General features: G+C 60.8%; 16 protein-coding genes. 8 read left to right on the forward strand and 8 right to left on the reverse strand.

What is annotated here, in order from left to right; translation table 11 throughout:
- Window positions 1-7 precede the first annotated feature (7 nt).
- The 3 genes from AC0X69_RS17070 to AC0X69_RS17080 form a co-directional block, all read right to left on the reverse strand.
- Window positions 8-838: a PIG-L deacetylase family protein gene (locus AC0X69_RS17070; RefSeq protein ID WP_482609110.1), complete on the reverse strand. Its 831-nt coding sequence runs from the start codon at window positions 836-838 to the stop codon at window positions 8-10.
- Window positions 835-2,118 (reverse strand): glycosyltransferase, encoded by a 1,284-nt coding sequence (locus AC0X69_RS17075; protein ID WP_482609112.1) that lies wholly within the window; start codon window positions 2,116-2,118, stop codon window positions 835-837. The genes AC0X69_RS17070 and AC0X69_RS17075 overlap by 4 nt, the downstream gene beginning before the upstream one ends.
- 107 nt (window positions 2,119-2,225) lie before the next feature.
- The gene (locus AC0X69_RS17080; RefSeq protein WP_482609114.1) at window positions 2,226-4,007 is read right to left on the reverse strand and encodes a carbamoyltransferase C-terminal domain-containing protein; all 1,782 of its coding nucleotides are present in this window, start codon (window positions 4,005-4,007) and stop codon (window positions 2,226-2,228) included.
- 121 nt (window positions 4,008-4,128) lie between these two features.
- On the opposite strand from AC0X69_RS17080, the gene AC0X69_RS17085 reads away from it, so the two are divergent.
- The 5 genes from AC0X69_RS17085 to AC0X69_RS17105 all read left to right on the forward strand — a co-directional run bounded on the left by AC0X69_RS17085 (window position 4,129) and on the right by AC0X69_RS17105 (window position 11,176).
- On the forward strand, window positions 4,129-5,532 hold the full coding sequence (locus tag AC0X69_RS17085; protein WP_482609116.1) for a sugar porter family MFS transporter: 1,404 nt from the start codon (window positions 4,129-4,131) through the stop codon (window positions 5,530-5,532).
- Window positions 5,529-6,911, forward strand: a complete 1,383-nt coding sequence (locus AC0X69_RS17090; protein ID WP_482609118.1) for a sugar porter family MFS transporter — start codon at window positions 5,529-5,531, stop codon at window positions 6,909-6,911. Before AC0X69_RS17085 ends, AC0X69_RS17090 begins: the two co-directional genes overlap by 4 nt.
- Before the next feature lie 302 nt (window positions 6,912-7,213).
- Window positions 7,214-8,857 carry a B12-binding domain-containing radical SAM protein gene (locus AC0X69_RS17095; RefSeq protein WP_482609120.1) on the forward strand — a complete coding sequence of 548 codons (1,644 nt, stop codon included), beginning with the start codon at window positions 7,214-7,216 and terminating at the stop codon, window positions 8,855-8,857.
- 82 nt (window positions 8,858-8,939) lie between these two features.
- Window positions 8,940-9,338, forward strand: coding sequence for a VOC family protein (locus AC0X69_RS17100; RefSeq protein ID WP_482609122.1), 399 nt, complete (start codon window positions 8,940-8,942; stop codon window positions 9,336-9,338).
- A complete protein-coding gene (locus AC0X69_RS17105; protein ID WP_482609124.1) occupies window positions 9,314-11,176 on the forward strand; it encodes an FAD-dependent oxidoreductase in 1,863 nt (620 codons plus the stop codon). Before AC0X69_RS17100 ends, AC0X69_RS17105 begins: the two co-directional genes overlap by 25 nt.
- Before the next feature lie 15 nt (window positions 11,177-11,191).
- On the opposite strand, the gene AC0X69_RS17110 is transcribed toward AC0X69_RS17105, so the two are convergent.
- Both AC0X69_RS17110 and AC0X69_RS17115 read right to left on the reverse strand, forming a co-directional pair.
- Window positions 11,192-11,995 carry a phytanoyl-CoA dioxygenase family protein gene (locus AC0X69_RS17110; protein WP_482609126.1) on the reverse strand — a complete coding sequence of 268 codons (804 nt, stop codon included), beginning with the start codon at window positions 11,993-11,995 and terminating at the stop codon, window positions 11,192-11,194.
- A 163-nt stretch (window positions 11,996-12,158) separates the two neighbouring features.
- The gene (locus AC0X69_RS17115) at window positions 12,159-13,487 is read right to left on the reverse strand and encodes an MFS transporter (protein ID WP_482609128.1); all 1,329 of its coding nucleotides are present in this window, start codon (window positions 13,485-13,487) and stop codon (window positions 12,159-12,161) included.
- 275 nt (window positions 13,488-13,762) lie between these two features.
- Here AC0X69_RS17115 and AC0X69_RS17120 point away from each other — a divergent pair, with 275 nt between their 5' ends.
- Together AC0X69_RS17120 and lldD are read left to right on the forward strand one after the other, a co-directional pair.
- Window positions 13,763-14,746 carry a UDP-glucuronic acid decarboxylase family protein gene (locus AC0X69_RS17120; RefSeq protein WP_482609130.1) on the forward strand — a complete coding sequence of 328 codons (984 nt, stop codon included), beginning with the start codon at window positions 13,763-13,765 and terminating at the stop codon, window positions 14,744-14,746.
- An 82-nt stretch (window positions 14,747-14,828) separates the two neighbouring features.
- Window positions 14,829-15,959 (forward strand): FMN-dependent L-lactate dehydrogenase LldD, encoded by a 1,131-nt coding sequence (gene lldD / locus AC0X69_RS17125; RefSeq protein WP_482609132.1) that lies wholly within the window; start codon window positions 14,829-14,831, stop codon window positions 15,957-15,959.
- A 78-nt stretch (window positions 15,960-16,037) separates the two neighbouring features.
- Here lldD and AC0X69_RS17130 read toward each other — a convergent pair whose 3' ends face one another.
- Window positions 16,038-16,805, reverse strand: a complete 768-nt coding sequence (locus AC0X69_RS17130; protein ID WP_482613429.1) for a carbonic anhydrase — start codon at window positions 16,803-16,805, stop codon at window positions 16,038-16,040.
- A gap of 424 nt (window positions 16,806-17,229) precedes the next feature.
- Between AC0X69_RS17130 and AC0X69_RS17135 the strand changes: the two genes are divergently transcribed.
- Window positions 17,230-17,439 carry a NepR family anti-sigma factor gene (locus AC0X69_RS17135; RefSeq protein ID WP_482609134.1) on the forward strand — a complete coding sequence of 70 codons (210 nt, stop codon included), beginning with the start codon at window positions 17,230-17,232 and terminating at the stop codon, window positions 17,437-17,439.
- Between the two features lie 233 nt (window positions 17,440-17,672).
- Here the strand turns inward: AC0X69_RS17135 and aqpZ are convergent, their stop codons facing one another.
- Window positions 17,673-18,374, reverse strand: coding sequence for an aquaporin Z (gene aqpZ, locus AC0X69_RS17140; protein ID WP_482609136.1), 702 nt, complete (start codon window positions 18,372-18,374; stop codon window positions 17,673-17,675).
- A gap of 164 nt (window positions 18,375-18,538) precedes the next feature.
- A complete protein-coding gene (locus AC0X69_RS17145) occupies window positions 18,539-19,507 on the reverse strand; it encodes a DUF5996 family protein (RefSeq protein ID WP_482609138.1) in 969 nt (322 codons plus the stop codon).
- Window positions 19,508-19,524: the final 17 nt, after the last annotated feature.

A 19,524-nucleotide genomic window follows, 5' to 3' on the forward strand; every position in this document is an offset into this window, starting at 1 on the left:
ACGAAATCTATGTGCAGCGCGCGCTATCTGCCCCTTCCAGCGGATGACCCGTCGGCTCCTTCCCCGTCATGGATGCGATCGCGGCGGAGAGGCGTTCAAACCGATCGCGGCTTCGCCAATTGAACCAATGCGCGTAGCTGCTGAGACCCGGATATGGCGGATGCGCGTGATCCCTATGCTTGGGACATTCTCGGAAGAATTCTCGCGTCGACGGACGCCACTCCAAGAGATCAAAGACCTGCTTCTGGCTGGCGTAGGCCCTGGCCATCGACTCCTTGCACCGCATCGCCCTTTTGTCCAAGTCCACCTGCCGCACGTCTAAAGCCTGGGCAGGGAAGGCGCTCAACCGAAGACCGCGCGGAGCATCGGCGGCCGGCGCATAGCATGGATATTCAAACAGCGGGACCTCCCAACTGGCGCGGCGACAACTCTCGGCGATTGCGAAGCTCGTTGCGTCATGGTCCGCGTGACCGCCCTCAAACGCCGGGCCTATGATGATTCTGGGTTTCACCTCAACGATGAGGCGAACGAGCTTCGCGCATGCGTTTTCCAAGTCGGCGATGAGGCCGCCGTCGGGTAGACGCAGGAGGTGACGATTCTCGACGCCCGCGATATCCATCGCCTGCTGCAATTCTCTTTCACGCGCGTGGGCCATTCCGTCATAGCCGCCCGACGTCACCCAGGACGCATGCAGGCGAACCCCGGCGCGCAGGAGCAAGGACAGCGTCCCCCCGACGAAGACGTCGTCGTCGGGGTGCGGAAATACAAAAAGTACGGGACCCGGAGCCGCGCCCAGCCGCGCTGGCGATTCGGGTTTCGGCGTGAGAAAATCGATCACGTTGCGCCATCCAGATAGACGGTGCGATAGAAGTCCGAGCGGTGGATCGAAGCGCGCGTTTCAACTTCGTGGTCTGGCGTCGAGGGCGCGACGCCAGACAAGAAGTGTTGTCGGACTGTCATCAACGTCGCGACCGCCTGCTCGGCCGAGAGACTCCAGTCGACGATCCAGCTCCAGGGTCGCCCGTGCACGCGCTCGGGAAAGGCGCCGAGCCTCGGCGCCAGAACGGGAAGTCCGGCCTCAAGTCCCTCGCTCAAGACGTAAGAATAGGTTTCCGGAACTTGCGCCGCATACCAAAGAAGGTGCGGACGCGCCTCCGCAAGCAGGCGCTGGAGGTCATTCGTCTCATATCTGCCCGTCACCTGCATTCCTGGAGGCGTCTCCCCGTCAATGCTTCCGATGACCTGGATACGAAGGGGCAGTTTTTGCTCGGCGATGATCCGCGCGGCGTCGAGCACGCGCGCGGCCCCTTTGAACGCCGTGATCCAGCCGAGGACCGCGATCCGCAACGGCTCCGATGCGGAGAGCGGCGCGATCGAGACCGGCGGGTGCGCTGCGACGCTGCGCAGGTGAGGCGCGACCGCGACGCGGGCCTGCGGACTATAGCGTTCAACGCGTGCGGCGACGTCTCTAGACGGGCATATGACGGTCCGCGCCAGAGCATAAACCCAAGCATAGCGGGCGCGATATTCGACGATATCCCGCTCGTCTGGAATGCGCCAGTCTTCCAGACAGGAGGCGCACGCCACTTCTCCCGGTTCGCCGCAATATGCATTATCTCGCGTCTTCATGTGAACGCGCGGGCAGAAGGTGTGATAGTCGTGAACCGTAAAGTCGAATGAGACGTCAAGTTCTTCGATGAGACGCCGGACGTCGACCGGCACTGTGAAGAGTTGATGGACGTGAACGCGCGTGACGCCGGAGCGACGAAGATTTTCGATCAGATCGGAGAAATCGTCCCGAGGATGGTAAAGTCGATCGTCCTGGCCGGGAGCGCTTAGAACGACGAACCCGTCGGATCGGCCATGCAGCACGAAGTGCGTCGCCGCGTCGGCGAGGTGATGGACCAATTCCTGGACGTGCTGCTCGGTGCCGCCGCCCCAATGGTGGGTGATGTGAAGAACAACGCACTGCGCGTTCAGAGCCGCTTCGACGATAGGCTCGGCCGCTGGCAACACATCCTGCATCAGTCGCCCGCTCAAAGTCATATCAAGTCTGACGGCAAGCGATAGCGCCGTGATCGTCACGACGTCGCACAGCCCGCCTAATGCGGTTGGCATCTTGTTGTCGTCGATGCAATCCGTCAACCTCTCGCTTGATCGGCGACGGCGCTCTTGCGGCGGCTGTCCTGCGCCTCGTGCTCAAAGCGCCTCAGTCCGAGTCGGCGTCATGCCGCCTTTCCGCGGCGAAGCACTCTCCACGAACCGATCCACAGGCTGTCGACCCAGCCTTGGCGCAGATGGTAAAGCGCATCCTCGGGCGAGCCGACAATTGGCAGCCCGTGGCGGTTAAAAGAGGTATTCAGGACGACGCCAACTCCGGCCAGATCGCGGAAGGCGCATAAAAGCGAGTGAATCAGCGGATTATCGCTCGCTGCCATCACTTGAGGGCGCATGGTGCCGTCGACATGAACGACGGCCGGGATCTTTTCGCGCGCGTATTGGTTGGCGGCCACCGCAAATGTCATATAGCGGTAGTCCGTCGGTCCCGACCAATAGCGAGACGCCTCCTCCTCCATTACGATGGGCGCGAAGGGCACGAACGGTTCGCGCCCCTTGAGCAGACCGTTGATGCGATCTTTGATCGAGGCATGCCGAGGGTCGGCGAGCACCGAACGATTGCCGAGCGCTCGGGGACCGGCTTCCATGCGGCCCTGAAATGTCCCCACGACCTCGCCTTCAGCGAGCGCGCGGGCGATGTCCGTTGGATCGCATCTGGTCACGCTGAGGTCCGAAGAGGCGAGCAAAACAGATTCGATGTTCTCGGGACCGAACTCATTGCCGAAATAGGGGACGGGCAGCCTGACCGGTGGGCGCCGCACGCCTTCCATGTGCAGCGCCATAAGCGCCGCGCCGGCGGCGTTGCCGCTGTCGGCCGCATCCGGGAATACGAAGAAGCGATCGGGCTCCAGCGTGTCGACGATGCGCTGATTAGCCTTGACGTTCAGGAACCCTCCGCCCGCCGCGGCTAACGATCTGCAGCCCGAAATCGCCATTGCGTCCCGCACATAGGCGAGCATGTTCTCCTCAAAATGCGCCTGCGCTTCGTAAGCGAAATCTTCCGGCGGCATGTTGTCGAGGTGGCGCCCATAGGCGACTGACTGGACAACCGAATTCATTGGATTGGGTAGAGCGCGGTCCGGATTGGCGCGGTTGTAGCAGCGGAACTGCCATTTATCAGACGCGTGAAACACGCCGTCCTCGCAACGCACGGCGCCGGCGAAAAGACCGCCGCCGCCGTTCGGGCAGGCCAGGGCAGCCAGTCCCATCGTCTTGTATTCGCTGTCTATCGGCACAAAGCCGAGCGCTTCCGTCGTCGCCTGATAGAAGCAGCCGAGGCTGTCCCTTGAGCCGGAGGCGCGCAGGAGCCGAAGGCCGCTATCTGCGTCGCCGCGGTAGATCGTGGCGCTCGTCTTATCGCCCTTGCCGTCCACGGTGAGCACGCAGGCTTCATCCAGCCCTGACGTAAGAAAGGCGGACGCCGCGTGGGCGAGGTGGTGATGCACGTAGTAATGGCGCAGGTGTTCGCGGAAAAAGCCTAACGCCGCGAGTTCGTCGACGCACGCCACGGGATGGCGATCGCCAAAACCCGTCCAGATCTCTCCGAGGTTTCGCTCAACCGAGCCCATCGGGTCGGTTGCGTCGGGCTCGAAAGCCATATTTTCCGCAGAAGGGGCCCGGGGCGTTGCGTCCAACCCTATGACGATGTGATCGTGGTGCTGGGGGAGGACGCCATACTGGCTGGAGAACGCGATGATGTCGACATCGTCGATAGTTAGATCGCATTGGGTCAGAACGGCGCGTACGGCGAGCGCAGGAAATCCGCAATAGTGCTTGATTCGGTTCAGACGCTCTTCGGCGATGCTGGCGACCACTCCGGTCGAATCGCACAGAGTTGCGGCGGCGTCGTGCCCGCAATTGAGACCGAGAGCGATACGTCGCTGCTTCACGAGGCCTTCTCTCGCAGGCGATCCACCCGACTCTGGTCGGCAGACGCGCGATGGACGCTGCTTTGTCGCTTGTATTATACGTGTCTTGCCATTTTCAAGCAGAACGAAAAGTGAGCGGCGAATGAGCGGAGCGCGTCGCAGCAGTCCAGATTTTGGAAGATGGGTGCTGGCCGCCATCGCGTCGACGGGCGGATTGTTGTTTGGCTTCAACACCGGCATCATCTCCGGCGCGCTGCCGCTCATCCAGCAAGACTGGCTTATAGACACATACAGGTCCGGTCTGCTGGTCGCGGTTCTTCTCGGCGGGGCGGTCGTAGGAGCGTTGATCGCTGGTCAGATCAGCGACAGATTCGGACGACGCGAAATCATCACGGCGACCTCCGCGACCTTTGCGCTTGGGGGCTTCGGAAGCGGTCTCGCGCCTTCGCTCGACTGGCTCATCGCCAGTAGAGCGGCGGTCGGATTGGCGCTCGGAGCCGTTTCAGTGAGCGTGCCGCTGTATATCGCGGAGATTGCGCCCGCGAGGTCGCGTGGCGCGCTTGTCTCTTGCAATCAGCTGGCGATCACGCTCGGCATTTTGCTTTCCTACGTGACGGCCGCGTTTTTCGAAGGTTATGACCATTCATGGCGCTACATGTTTGTCACCGGCTCGGCGCTTGCCGTCCTGCTTGGCGTGACAAGCGTCTGGCTGGAGGAATCGCCAAGGTGGCTCGTCTGGCAGGATGATGAGCAGGAAGCCCGGCGGGTGCTGGATGAACTGGGCGATACGCCGAACGCGATCGATTCGGAAATCGAACGGATCAAGAAGGGTCTGGCCTCCGAGGCGGACAGCAGCCTTTTGTCCTTTCTTCGCGGTCCTGGCTGGCCAGTGATGATCATTGGCATAGGGCTGTATTTCTTCGAGCAGTTCGTGGGAATAAACGCCATCATCTATTTCGCGCCCGCGATTTTTAGTCAGGCAGGCTTTGACGGCCGCATGGTTGCTTCTCTCGCCACGATTGAGATCGGCCTGCTCAACGTGTTGATGACGCTCGTCGCGATGTATTTCCTCGATCGCATCGGCCGAAAGCCGCTTCTCTCGATCGGTTTTGCGGGCATGGCGTGCAGTTTGTTCGCTACGGGAGTGGTCTTTTCGGCAATGCGAGAAGCCAGCATCGCGCAGGAGTGCCTCGCGCTGCTTACGATCTTGAGTTTTATCGCTTTTTTCGCCGTGAGCATCGGGCCGATCGGCTGGCTCATGATCTCGGAGCTATATCCGACAACGCTGCGCGGGCGCGCAATGAGCATCCCAACCGCCTCTCACTGGCTGTTCAACGCGATCGTTTCCTTCGCCTTCATGCCGGTCCTGGAGCTCTTGGGCAACGGACCGACCTTCATGTTCTTTGCCCTTTTCGGCGCGGCCGGATGGTATTTCTGCAAAATCTACGCGCCCGAGACCAAGGGCCTCACGCTTGAGGAGATTCAGCAGAGCAATGCGCCGGCCGGACAGCTTCGCGCTCGCCCACACAGCGTCCTGCAGCCATGAGCGGCAGCGGCGCCGCGCCGGCGCGTTACGTTCGTATCTATGTGATCGCGAGCATCGCCGCGATCGGCGGCTTGCTGTTCGGCCTCGACACCGGCATCATCGCCGGCGCCATCGTCCAGCTGAGGAAGGAATGGTCGCTCGGCCCGTTAACCGAAGGATACATTGTCACCGGCGTGCTGTGGGGCGGGCTGCTCGGCGCGGCGATCGGCGGAAAGGCCGCTGACGCCATCGGCCGCGGCGCAACGATCAGCGCGACCGCAGCGATCTTCGTCGTGGGCTCGTTCTGGAGCGGATTGGCGGATTCCCCATTCTGGCTGATCGCCGGCCGGATATTCGTCGGCATCGCAGTTGGCGGCGTTTCGGTCGCAGTGCCGCTCTATCTGTCGGAAATCGCGCCGGCGAAGATTCGAGGCGCGATCGTCACTCTCAATCAGCTCGCCCTCGTGATGGGCGTTTTGTGCTCAGATATCGTGAGCGCATGGTTTGCTGCGACTCCCGAGGGATGGCGATATATGCTGATGGCCGGGGCGACTCCGGCGGTCGTCCTCGGCTACGCGATGCTGTTCCTGCCGGCCTCGCCCCGCTGGTTGCTGACCAAGCGCCGCGAGGGCAGCGCGCGGCGCATGCTGCGCCGCCTCGGCGTTCCCAATGAAGAAGCCGCGATCTCCGAGATCAAGGAGAGTTTGCAGGCGACGGCAGGCGAAACCACGTGGCGGGAGCTCCTCGAGCCGACGACGCGCCAGACGCTGCTTGTCGGCCTCGGACTGATGTTCTTTCAGCAGTTCAGCGGGATCGGCATCGTCATCAACTACAGTACGACGATTTTTGGAATGACGAAGGTCGCCGGCCCCACGGGCAATGCGCTGCTGACGGTCGGGGTCGGCATGACCGACGTCATGGCGACGCTAACGGCCATCATCCTACTGGATCGGTTCGGGCGTAAGCTCTTGTTTCTGAGCGGCATCGCCGTCACCGTCGTCTGCCTGCTGGCGCTTGCGGTCAGCTTTGCGAATATCACTCAACATCCAAAGCTCGATCAGTGGCTGGCGGTGTTCAGCATGTTCATCTACATGGGCGCGTTCTCATTAAGCCTGGGCCCGGTAAGCGGATTGATCGTCTCGGAGATTTACCCGCAACGCGTGCGCGGCGTCGCGATGGGCTTCGTCATCGTCGCGAACTGGGTGTCTCAGATCATCACGGCGCTCACATTTCCGAGCCTTGTCGCATACTTCGGACCGACTGCGACATTCTCGATGTATGCTGCGGTTGGCACGGCCGGTTTCCTGTTCTGCTACTTTTTTGTGCCGGAGACGAAAGGTCTCACTTTGGAGGAAATCGAGCGACACTGGCGCGCCGGCGACTCGCCTCGGAACTGGTAGTTCGCTCAAGGAGAGCGGGTTCGTTCTTTGAAGCGTCTCGTCTCTTGACGTCGTCGGCGTGCAGGATAAGCTTTCGTCGCTACAGTTGACCGTCCAGAGTTACGGATGCGGCATGCTGACAGTTCAGCAAGACAATGCGCCACGATGCAGCGGCGACGACTGGCCAGCGCCGCGAGTCGCTTCCCCGACTCTCTCCTTTTGCGGTCCGCGACGTTCGGGGGGAGCGATCGCCGCTCAGGACGCTCAGATCAGATATTGAACCGGTCGATACGCCATTCCGACGAACGAGGAGCGCAGCGAGTATGCCTCAGTCGATCAACTCGCCGCCAAGCATGAGCGCTTCCGTCTCTGTCGGCGCTGGCGAGGCGAAAGCGCATCGACATCGCAGCGTTCTTTTTATTCTGCCGCCGTTTCCGGGTTTCGTCGTCGCCGGCTATTCGAAGGTCATGAGTTGGTCAGGCAAGAAGGCGCCGGAACCCAGTCTGGGGCTCATCACCGTCGCCGGCCTGTTGCCTCAGAGCTGGAACATGAAGCATTTGGATTTGAGCTTCCAGCCGCTCACAGAGGCCGATTGGCGCGATTGCGACACGGTCATGATGACCGGCATGTCCATCCAGGCTGAAGAAATCAAGACGCTGACGCGGGAGGCGAAGCGACGCGGCAAAGCGGTGGTCGTCGGCGGACCATGGGCGTTCCATGCTTCGTCAGAGGCGATTGCAGCGGGCGCCGACCTCGTCGTCGTCGGCGAGGCGGAGGGGCCCATGGAGCGGCTGATCGAGTGCCTCGACAATGAGGATTTCGGTCACGTGCTGTCTTCGCCCGCTCGAGCGGACATGACGCGTTCGCCTCCGCCGCGTTGGGATCTCCTCGACATGCACAGCTACATGGCTTTGCCGATACAGTTTATCCGCGGGTGCCCCTTCCATTGCGAATTCTGCGACGCGACAGCGCTTATGGGGAAGGAGGCGCGCGGCAAGGGCATTCAGCAGGTAATGAATGAACTTCAGCGACTCTACGAACTTGGATGGCGCGGCGAGGTTTCGTTCGTCGATGACAACATCATCGGCAACATCAAGCGCGTTAAAGAACTCTGCCGCGCGCTCATCCCCTGGATGCGGGAGCGCGACTATCCCTTTGAGTTCCAGACTCAGACATCGCTCAATCTCGCTCAGAAGAAGGATCTTCTCGAGCTGATGGTCGCCGCGGGTTTCACAAAGACCTGCGTCGGGATCGAATCGCTCGAGCAGGAAAGCCTGGAAGAGACGAAAAAATATCAGAACATGCGGGTGGACCAGGAAGCAGCGTTGCGGGTGATTGGGCGCGCGGGCATTCGGGTCAAGTGCACGTTGATCATCGGTTTCGATAGCGAGAAACCGAGGGTCGACGAGCGGCTCATCGCCTTCACCGAGCGCACACGGATTACGGATGTTCTGCTCAATCCGCTGGTCGCCTACCCAGGCACGGACCTTTGGAAGCGGCTTGAACGAGAGGCGCGGCTGTTCCACGACAGCGACAAGAATTTGGGCGAGGTCGCACGGCTGCCGAATTTCGTGCCGGTGCGTTCCATCGAGAACATCGCGCGCGAACTCATCAATTTCTACGAAGTCGTCTATGAGCCGGAGCGATGCTTGGACCGAGCATTCGATCAGATCTGCGAACTCGGGCCTGCGCCCTCACGCGAGAGGTTGCGCTGGCCGAAAGCGCATGAATGGAGATTGATGCTCTCCGTCGCCGCGCAGCATGGGGTTCGCAATCCGACGCGCTGGAAATTCTGGCGCCTCCTCGGCGCCGTCGCCAGGCGATCGCCAGAGAAGGTTTATTCGCTCCTTTCTCTCCTCGCCTATGCACAGAACTATTTCGATCATCGCCTCGTCGTGCGACGGGAGGTTAGCGACGCGGCGGAGCGGTGGAGTCCGGAACCGATCGGCTTGCCCAGTCACATCTGATCGAAAGGCCAATTTGTACGCTCGGCGCCTGTGCAGGGAATGAAGGAGCCTCGGTCCTCTAAAACTCATCCTGAGGGTCGTCGTGCAGAATCGACTCAGCATCATTACTCTCGGCGTTCGCGATCTCGATCGGTCGATCGCCTTTTACCGTGACGGTCTGGGCTTGGAGCTTTCTTCGCAGAGTAACGAGTTGATCGCTTACTTTCCGCTTCGCGGCCTTTGGTTGGCGCTCTTTCCAATGGAGCTTCTGTCGCTCGACACGCGAATTCCGCTTGAGGAGTTCGGACGATCGCGTATCGTTCTGGCGCACAATGTGGCGGAGCGAACGCTGGTCGATCAGACGCTTGCCGAAGCGGTAGCTGCAGGGGCCACGATCACCAAACCCGCCGCCGATACGGACTGGGGCGGCTACGCAGGTTTCTTCGCCGATCCGGATGATCATTGGTGGGAGATTGCGTGGGATCCCAAGCTGCCGGTGTAACGGGCGCGACGTCGAGCCCGAGCGCAAGCGAAGAGGCGGCGCTTGTCGAGTGGCGTCCTTGTCATCAGCCGCCGTGCTCCGCCGGCGAGGGTCGATTCCTGCTCGACCGCTTCCTCGGGCGGTTCTGCAATCCTTTCTACCGTATCAGCAAAGAAGAAGATCTCTACGACGACACGATCGACCAGGCGACGTGCGAACCTTTGTCGCTGGCGGACTTCGAGGCGCTCCACTCCGGCGCCGGGGCCCCTGACGAACTGCAGCGCGAACTCGCTTCGTTTCTCGCCGACCGCCTTGCCGAGGATTGCGCCGCTGATCTCCAATCGTTGGCGGCCGGGCGTTTTTCCTGCGCTTCCGAACCTTCAACCGATATCCTGGAGGCGCAACGGAAACTGCTCCTCGACCCGTTCCGGCCGCTTCTTTCGCAGGAACTCGAACGGCATCTGATCGAAGCGGCGGCTGTTCGATGGCGCCTGCATGTCCCCCCAGACATCGTCGTCCGCTCCGTCGACGCCGACCACATGTGCGCGCCACCAGCGCTCGCGCGCGCCAAGGCAGAGCATGAGGCTCGCTTTCGAGCATGTGTCGAAAATCTACGGGCCTTACGCAGGTTCAATCAGCGAAAGAATGGACGCAGCGACTATTCGGTGCTGATTGTCGGCGCGGGGCCAGCCGGCTTAGTTCGCGCGATCTCAGCGGTATTGCAGGGCCTGCCGACGGCTGTGCTCGAACTGCGGCCCGAAAGCGCGCCGCGCCGTCCGCAGATCGTCGTGATTCGCTCGAAGGCCGTCATCACCATGCTCGAGCGACTGGGCGTCCTCGATTTTCTCTTCAAGGAGGACAAGATATTTCCGCTGGGCCGATTACGGCTCGAAGTGAGTCTTGCCGATCTTGAACTCGCGCTTTGTGCAGTGCTTCGCGCCGTGGCGCCTGACGATTCGGCTCTGGCGATGCACTATGGCGTCAACGTCGTTCGGATTGATCAGGCGGGCGGCTTGGCGCGCGTGCTTGCCTCGGACGGGCGCGCTCATCTGTCCTTCTCGCCGAAGCTGCTCGTGATTGCGGATGGTCGGCACGGTCGGACGTCGGGCTTGCTCGGCATTTCGCGACGGGGGCAATTCCACTCGCACACGGGAATCATCGCCATCTTTCGTGCTGGCGATAAGGGTCTCTCACGATGGGACCGAATGTTTGGCCAGATCGTCTCGAAACTCAGCTACGCCTTTCACCGCTTCGTTTCCCGCAGGGGCGCGGGGCTCTTGGCCGGGACGATCCTGCAGGCGCCCGGACATCACTACCTTGGCCTCGATCTCGCGCGCGACGAGGAGATGCGTCTGCGCGACGCCACCGCAGGAGCGAAGAAGCCGCAGGCCGGCGCAGAAAACAATGAGAGGGATCAGACGGCTGCTCCGCCCGAAACGGACGAGCTCCGCCGTATGGTGCTCTTCTGGGCGCGCTACGGCTTCGAGGCCATCCGGGCGCGTCCGGAAGGCGCCGCGCCCTCGACGGGAGGAAGGCCGATCCCATGGCTTCCGCTGGATCCGCAGTTTGCGACGGCAATCGAGGTGGTCAGCGATCGCGCGGATGTCTTCTGCGGTCACATCGGCAAGACGTTTGTGATGCTCGAAGGCGACGCGCAATTCACGATTCACCCCGGCAGCGCCTACGGATGCACGAAGGCGCTGCTGTCGGCGCGGCTGTTTGACCTCTTGCTTCGCGCGCGCTTGTCCGCGCCCGACGGTTTGAGCGCTCGACTCTCCGATCGGCTGTTTCTTTACAACGCGGAGCTTATGGCGCGCGACTGCGACAGGATCACGCGCCTGTTCAGAGTGACGGTCTGACGGCGATGCGCCCGCTCAATACGGCGGCTTTCTGCCGTCGAGCGAGGGCGCCCTTTCGACGACCGGATTGAAACGAAAAATATGCTTGGCGCGGTCAGACATTCTATCCCATGTGGCGCGCGGAATCTCGATCAACTCCGTGGCGCTGATATAGGCGTTGAGGAACGGTCGATCATAGATCATCGCCAGCATGGTGCGGATCTCGTCGGTCTTGTTGGGCATCCCGCGATGCCAGGTCCGCATGTCTCGCAGAATGATGGAGCCGGCGGAGGCTGTGGTGCGCACCGAGGGCAGAGTCTTGGCGCGTTCTTCGAGAGCCTGGTTGTCGTTTGGAATTTCGTCGACGATCAGATGGCTGCCAGGCCAGACCTCCGTCGCGCCGTTTTCGAGACTGAAGTCGGTCAGCGGAATATTGACGATCACTTGAGAGATAGGGAGAGCGACCGGAAAGCCAGGAAACAGATGATCGAAGTCGCGATGAACGTGCTGGATTCCCGAGTGAGGCCATTGGGTGTTCGTATTGTAAAATGTGCAGAAGAAGTCGGGTCCGATGACAGCCTCGGTGACCTGCACCGCGAACGGGTTCTCAATGGCGATCGCATCCATGAACGGCGAACAGATCGGCGGGAACATTGCGGTATGCACCTGCTCATAGTACTGACGCTTTTCAGGATTGAGCGTGGGCATGTAGCGCCGCAAGGCGTCGTTGCAGATATCGCGGGTTCGATCGATCCAATCTCGTGGAAGGACATCCTCGAGGACGAGATACCCGCATTCTTTCAAGGTGCGCGCCGCAATCCTGAGATTGTCCTCATTCATCGCGCCTGCTTCACGTTCAGCCGCTGATATCTTCATACCCGTCCTTGAGTCCTCAAAAAGCCGTTCTTGATTCTGCGCCCGTTCGAGCGTGCGAAATTAACACGAAGCCTTCGCGACGCCAGAACCGTTCACGCCAAGCGCGAGGACCAGCGAAAGCGAAGAGTCACGCGACGGGACGCAAGCGGACGCGCACGACGAGCGTTGCCGCAAGGGCGAACCACAGCGCCGCAATCGCGAAGGCGCCCATGTAGGCGACGCCCGTTGAGACGGCGAGTTTCAGATACGAAACCATCCACCCGGTAAACACTGGCCCGATGACCAGAGGCAGCACGAAAGCGATATGCCAGATGCCCATGTCCTTGCCCGCGCCGGCGGCGCTCGGCAGCACTTTTAAAGCCAGAGCCCAGTCCACCGCTTGATAGGCCCCCCAGGCCAAAGAAAAGATGAGCACGGTCGCCGCGAACGACAAAAAATGTGGTTGCAAGGGGATCAGGACATAACCGATGGTCGCGATTACCATGATCCAGCTGGCGGTCTGAACGATAGGGACGAGGCCGTATCGGGCGCTCAGCCAAACGGCGCAAAGGCTCGCCGGGATGGAAAGAAAGGCGCCCGCCGCGTTCAGCGCCGGAAGCACATTGGCCGCTTGCGCAAGACCAATGACATCCTGCGCATAAAACAGAAGTAGGGCGGAGATCGACCACACGCCCATGTTCACGAAGAAGCGGGTGACGAGCACCCAATAGAAATTGGGATGCGCGCGCGGGCTGATGACGAAGGATCTCAGGAAGCGCCTGACGGCGAACGTGTCCTCGGCTCCGTCGGAGGGGGGTTCCTTGACATGCTTCAATGTCAGGCCGAGGCAGGCGAGGCTCAGCGCGACGAAGGCGGCAAAGACGGTCATGGGATGGTCGGGCGCATACAACACGGCGACCAGGAAATTGCCGAGTCCGGCGCCGATCGCGGTCATGATGTTGATCCAGGCGCTCGCCAGGCTCTGATCCCGCTCCGGCACGACGTCGGGAATCAGCCCGGCGTAGGCGCCCGCCATCCAGTTCCACCAGAACGTCAGATTGAGAAATGCGAGCGTATAAAGCAGCAAGCTGCCGCCGCGACCGAAGGGCGCCAGAATCATCAAACCGATGCAACTGCCCAGGACGCCGGCGATGAGGAACGGCCGCCGTCTGCCGCTGGCGCTTCGCGCCCGGTCCGACAACGCGCCCGCCAAGGGCGCGACAAACAGCGCGACGATGGCGCCCGCGCCGAGTACGGATCCGCTCAGTCCTTCCTTATTCGCCGCTTCGGGCCCCACGATATTCGCAACCTGATCGGGGATAATCACTGAAAGCAGGGTCGTCCACTGCGCCGAAAAGGCGAACCAAAGCAAAGAAACGTAAATATGGAACGCAAAACGAGAGTTTGCGCCATCCGCCTGCGCCGCCGTCAGAGCATGCGATGCTGGCTGCTCCTGCCCAACGGACTCGTCGGCCATGTCGTCATCCGGCTGTTCGTCGAAGGAACATTGTCATGCGAGCGAGATGAGCTACTCGCCGGTCGCTGCGTGTCCAGTTTTGCCGAGCGAGACTAGCTTCTCTCGTGCGTCAAATGCAATGTACCTTGACGAATTTAGGCGAGATCCTCACCAGACTTGGCGCTCACGGACGTCAGCCAGGATTGTAAAAACAAAGCCTCATCGCTGGCGATCTCTGGACAAGCATGAAATTGCGTGGCTTATTTTGCGAGTCTATTATCTTTCCCGATAGGTCAATGATGCACAAGCGGATCCTCGTTACAGGAGGCGCAGGCTTTCTTGGCTCGCATCTATGTGAAAGGCTCTTAGCGGGGGGCCACGAGGTTTTATGTGTCGATAATTTTTTCACGGGCGCGCGCCGGAATATTGCGCATCTTTTGGATGATCGTAAATTCGAACTTCTACTCCATGACGTGACTTCGCCCCTCTATGTGGAAGTGGACGAGATCTATAATCTCGCTTGCGCGGCGTCACCCATTCACTACCAGTTCGACCCGGTTCAGACGACGAAGACCAGCGTCGTCGGCGTCATTAACATGCTTGGCCTCGCCAAGCGTACGAAAGCCAAAATGCTGCAGGCCTCAACGTCAGAAGTTTACGGCGATCCGAGGGTTCATCCTCAGCCGGAAGAGTATTGGGGGAACGTCAATCCGATTGGCGTGCGATCCTGTTACGACGAGGGCAAGCGCTGCGCCGAAACGCTCGTGTTCGACTACATTCGCCAGCATAATCTCTCTGCGAAGGTCATGCGAATCTTCAATACCTATGGCCCGCGCATGCACCCCAACGACGGACGGGTCGTCTCGAACTTCATTGTGCAAGCGCTCAGCGGCAAGGATATCACGCTCTATGGCGACGGCCGTCAGACTCGCTCGTTCTGTTACGTCGACGACCTCATCGAGGCGACGATCAGGATGATGGCGACCGACCGGGAGACGACGGGGCCTGTCAACATCGGCAATCCGAAAGAGTTTACCATCAGGCAACTTGGCGAACTCGTGGTGGCGTTGACGGGCTCTAAATCGAAGCTCGTTTTTCAGCCGCTTCCCGCCGACGACCCCAGGCAGCGCCAGCCCGATATCGGCAAGGCGCGGGATCTCTTGCAATGGGAGCCGACCGTCGAGTTGCGAGATGGTCTTCTAAAGACCATCGACTATTTCGACGATCTGCTGCGCTGCGGCGATCTTCCACAGCAAGAGCGCGCCAATCTCGTGTTGTAGCGCACGATGGCCGAAGGCAGCCTCAACGCGCGCTCCCCGCCGAGCGCTTCAGCGCGCCCAACGTCTCTCTCTGGAGAAGCGCATGATCATTTCGTCGGTTTCAGATTATCGCAAGGCTGCACAGCGCAGGCTGCCGCGATTTCTGTTCGATTACATCGATGGTGGAGCGAACGCCGAGGACACCCTGCAGGCGAATATCGCCGATCTGAGAGCCGTGCCTCTCAGGCAGCGCGTGTTGAAGAACGTCTCCGGCCTCAGTCTCGCGACCGAGTGGTTCGGCCAGCCATCGGCGCTTCCCGTCATCCTCGCGCCCGTGGGCTTGAGCGGAATGTTCGCCCGACGTGGCGAGATCCAAGCGGCCAGCGCTGCGGCGGAGAAGGGCGTTCCCTATGTCTTGTCGACGCTTTCGATCTGTCCGCTCGAAGAAGTCGCGTCGCGTTGCCCGCAGACGATCTGGTTTCAGCTATACGTTCTCAAAGATCGCGGGTTCATGCAGTCCATGTTGGAGCGCGCGCAGCGTGCAGGCGTGAAAAATCTTGTCTTTACGGTAGATCTGCCCGTGCATGGATCGCGCTACCGCGACGCGCACTCAGGGTTGTCAGGCCCCTACGCCATGCAGCGGCGGCTGCTGCAGGCGATAACGAAACCCCGATGGGCCTTCGATGTTGGGCTCAGGGGGCGACCGCACGATCTCGGCAATATTTCGAATTATCTCGGCAAGGCGACGGGCTTGCAGGACTATATCGGCTGGCTGGGCAAGAATATTGATCCCTCGATCAGCTGGTCGGATCTGGAGTGGATCCGCGATTTCTGGAAAGGACCGCTGATCCTTAAGGGCATCCTGGATCCCGAGGACGCGCGCGATGCAGTGCGGTTCGGCGCGAACGGAATTGTCGTCTCGAACCATGGCGGACGGCAACTCGATGGCGCGCTGTCGACGGTCAAAGCTCTGCCGCCCATCGCCGACGCCGTCGGTAACGATCTTGAAGTTTTTGTCGATTCAGGCGTTCGCTCCGGACTGGACGTCGTCCGCATGTTGGCGCTTGGCGCGAAGGGCGTCCTGCTCGGTCGGGCGGCGGCATATGCGCTGGCGGCCTCCGGACAGGCCGGCGTCGAGAATATGCTTGAGATCTTCGCCAAAGAAATGCGGGTCGCGATGACGTTGACCGGCGTTACGTCGATCGCTCAAATCGACCGGCGGATTCTTGCTTGATTGCTTTGCTGCTTGCGCAGGGCGGAACTACCCACTGCGTCTGCGCTCGCGCCGGTCAGTAAGCTTCAGGGCCTCGCGTCACGAAAAAAGATCGACCCGGCCATCGGCGAGGCGGTAAATTCCACTCACGACCTTGACGCGCTTTTCGCTGGTTGCGGCGCTCAGCAGAGGCGTCGCGGTTCTGAGCTGTTCGACGCACAGCCGGGCATTCTCCATCGTGGCGTTCTCCAACGGGTCGCCCGGACGTCCCTTTATCGCTTGAACCGCCGGCGTGAGAGCGGCGACGAGCGACGGAAGATGCCCAGGCAAGGTCGTATTGTCCTGTATCGAGGAGATCGCCGATTTAACCGCGCCGCAGGCTTCGTGACAGAGCACCAGAATGAGAGGCGTCTTCAGCACCTCCACGGCATATTCCAGGCTGGCGACGTTGTAGGGATTGGCGACATTGCCCGCGACGCGAACCACAAATAGATCTCCGCGCGAACTATCGAAGGCGTATTCTGGCGCGATCCGCGAATCCGCGCAGCTGAGAACCGCGGCGTATGGGTTCTGTCCGCCAACCAGCGCCTCGCGTTCCGCGACGAAGTCGTGTCGTCTCGCGAGGCCTTTCTGATACCGCCTATTTCCCTCCATCAGCCGCGCCAACGCGTCATCAGGCGTCATGACGTTCTCAGGCTTGGGCGGCGCGCTATTCTGCCTTGTTTCCTTCGGCTGCGATCTGCGGCTCTTCGCATTTGCGCTCGGGACAGCCGCCAGCGCTCCCGCCGCGGCCGCGCTGAACAAAAAGGTCCTGCGGCCGATCGTGTTTCGATGAGAGATATCGGTAAACCCGCAGGCCTGACACATGGCGCGATCCTCCTCGGCGTCGTCAATCTCCGCCGTCGATCGCCAAACTACCATGAGCAGTTGTCAATCGAGAATTGAGTTCGGAGCCGTCGGGCTTAACGCGGACCGATGGAAGCAGCCGCGCCTGCGCCATCAGTCCCAGGCGCGGTTCACATCGTCCGGCCGCTCTTGTTGTGCGCGCAGGGCTATGAATATCGGCATGTGGCGCGCGGCGAGCGACCGACGCGCATCTCGCCTTTCATGGCTTCGAGGCCAGAGGCTGGCGCCTAATTACAGGGCGACAGGGCGGGACGTGATGTGTCAAATTTACCATAAATTTTACAAATCACCCTTGGCGGGCGCGCTGCGCAGCGTCCGCCCACATTGTGGCCGCAACCTAAGTCGAGGGTCTCAGCGTTCTCTGTTGACGAGTGGAGATGCAATCATGCGTCGGCCCAGCTTACATGACCAAAAGGTCGGCGACCAACTCGGCGAACTGTTACGACGAACGTACGATGATGTTCTCCGAGAGCCGCTGCCGGATCGATTGCGTGATCTCATCGAGAAGCTTGAAGGCGACAGGACATTGTTTTTTGGGGATGCGCGAGCCACCACTGAAAATAGCGGCCCGCCATTAGCGCTCGAAGAGCGCTGACGCCGTATCGTTGGTCGCCGGCTGAATGTGAAGCGCCGTCCGAGTCCTCGGCTTCAATGACAGAAACCCGTCAGGCGGGTCTCCGACCAGCGTTAAAGCTGGACGTCTCCTCACAGGCGCACATTGGCTGCTTCCCGCGTAAAGGCGACTGCGGGAAGGCGATCGTAGAAGTGGCGCGAAGCCAAATCCGTAGCCGCCGTTCCCGTCAGTTTCTGCTAACAGCGCATTCCTCGTCAATCATCGGCAAGCGTAAAGCGGTGAAGAAGACCGCCGATGACGGCGCCGAGCAGCGGAGCGACCCAGAACAGCCAGAGCTGTTCGAGCGCCCATCCGCCAACGAAGAGCGCCTGGCTCGTGGAGCGCGCCGGGTTCACGGAAGCGTTGGTGATCGGGATGTCGACAAGATGGATCAGCGTCAGCGCCAGTCCGATCGCGATCGCGGCGAAGCCGATCGGCGCGCGGCCCTCGGTGGTTCCGAGAATAACAAGCAGGAAAAAGGCGGTCAGCACGATCTCTGCAAGCAGACCGGACTGCCATGTATAGCCATTGGGCGAATGTTCGTCATAGCCGTTGGCGGCGAAGCCGTTGGCGAGTGAAAAATCAATGTTGCCCTGAGCGATCTTGAGCAGCACGAAAGCGGCAAATGTCGCGCCGAGAAGCTGGACCACCCAAAACGGCACGACCTCCTTCCAGGGAAAACGGCCCGCCGTTGCGACGCCGAGCGTCACAGCCGGATTGAAGTGGCCGCCGGACACCGGGCCGAAGGCGTAAGCGCCCGTCAGCACGGTGAGCCCGAACGCCAGCGACACGCCAAGAAAGCCGATCCCAAGCTGCGGAAAGCCGGCTGAAATGACCGCGCTGCCGCAGCCTCCGAAAACAAGCCAGAAAGTCCCGAGAAATTCCGCGAGAAGTCTGCGTTTAAGAGAATGCCGCATTCCAGGCCTCCATTTTTGCTGCAACAAATGATGCGAATTGAAGGGGGAAGCTTAGCGCAAAGCCTTGGTCGGATCGAGAGCCCGCGCAGCGTCTCGGCGCTGGTCTCTCCAGGAGCGGAGGAAACACAGGAAGTTGTGGAGGATTCAGGTCCCTGGGGGAGACCTTATCGGCGAGCCGGCCCCGGAACGCCAACAGATCTAAACGGACATTCGAGCGCCGCGCGGTCCCACCCGCCGTCGACTGCTGCCGCCTCATATGTGCTCTGCAAGAAGCTCAGCAGCGTCGCGTCCGGTTGCTGAGCGGTCCGCACCATATCGTAAGGCAGAATGTATTCCTGCAGATCTCGGCTGAAAAATGCGCCCTCCGGTCTCACGGACGCGCTATCAAACCCCCGCGGCGCTGGATAAGCATACGAATAGAAAGCAGGAAAATCGACCGAGCCGCCTCCTGGCCAAAAGCCGGCGCTGCTCACCTCATGCGAATACGCTTCACGCACAACGGCGTCTGGGAGATTGGGCGCGCCTCCGGGGTGCGGCGGCGCTCGGCGACCGGAAAACCGGGTCACCGCCAGATCGAAGCTGCCCCAGAAGAAATGCACGGGGCTCGCTTTGCCGATGAAGCCTGTGCGGAAAATCTTGAAAACGCGGTCGGCTTGAACAAGCAATTTAAACAAACTGTTCGCGTAGTGAGGATCATAGGCGGCGTGAACCCGATCCTTGGTGAAGGGAATCGCGTCCGGAATTTCATTGGGGCGCTCATTGATGCGCACAAAGATGTTCAGCTCTTCGAGCCGTTCCATAAGTTCCGAATAGAAGGAGGCGACCGCCTGGCTGCGAAGCGGCATCTGCCGGTATCGGCCGTCGCTGGACGATATGCGAAGCACGTGGTCCACGAAGTCGAAATCAATCTGAAAAATTCTTGCGTCAAACGCGATCGGCGAGGTGGTGAGGCCGCGCGCCGTCACGTAGAGCGCGACGTGCCAGGAGTGATTCAGCCAGGGGGTGAGCGACAATCGGATCTTGCCGACGATCTGGGTCCAGAGATGCAGAGTGAGGTAGGTATCCCGCCAGGCCGAGTAGGGCAATACGGGCCAGGCGCTTCCGTCCGCCTCACTCAACGTCGATGCAGTCATCGCAGCTCTTCCCGCCG

The sequence above is a fragment of the Methylocystis sp. Uni0008 genome (assembly GCF_056838045.1).

Coding starts and splice junctions, on each gene's coding strand:
- AC0X69_RS17075 (WP_482609112.1), bottom strand. CDS start 2,118: ATGCCAACCGCATTAGGCGGGCTGTGCGACGTCGTGACGATCACGGCG.
- AC0X69_RS17085 (WP_482609116.1), top strand. CDS start 4,129: ATGAGCGGAGCGCGTCGCAGCAGTCCAGATTTTGGAAGATGGGTGCTG.
- AC0X69_RS17090 (WP_482609118.1), top strand. CDS start 5,529: ATGAGCGGCAGCGGCGCCGCGCCGGCGCGTTACGTTCGTATCTATGTG.
- AC0X69_RS17095 (WP_482609120.1), top strand. CDS start 7,214: ATGCCTCAGTCGATCAACTCGCCGCCAAGCATGAGCGCTTCCGTCTCT.
- AC0X69_RS17110 (WP_482609126.1), bottom strand. CDS start 11,995: ATGAATGAGGACAATCTCAGGATTGCGGCGCGCACCTTGAAAGAATGC.
- AC0X69_RS17115 (WP_482609128.1), bottom strand. CDS start 13,487: ATGGCCGACGAGTCCGTTGGGCAGGAGCAGCCAGCATCGCATGCTCTG.
- AC0X69_RS17120 (WP_482609130.1), top strand. CDS start 13,763: ATGATGCACAAGCGGATCCTCGTTACAGGAGGCGCAGGCTTTCTTGGC.
- lldD (WP_482609132.1), top strand. CDS start 14,829: ATGATCATTTCGTCGGTTTCAGATTATCGCAAGGCTGCACAGCGCAGG.
- AC0X69_RS17130 (WP_482613429.1), bottom strand. CDS start 16,805: ATGTGTCAGGCCTGCGGGTTTACCGATATCTCTCATCGAAACACGATC.
- AC0X69_RS17135 (WP_482609134.1), top strand. CDS start 17,230: ATGCGTCGGCCCAGCTTACATGACCAAAAGGTCGGCGACCAACTCGGC.
- aqpZ (WP_482609136.1), bottom strand. CDS start 18,374: ATGCGGCATTCTCTTAAACGCAGACTTCTCGCGGAATTTCTCGGGACT.
- AC0X69_RS17145 (WP_482609138.1), bottom strand. CDS start 19,507: ATGACTGCATCGACGTTGAGTGAGGCGGACGGAAGCGCCTGGCCCGTA.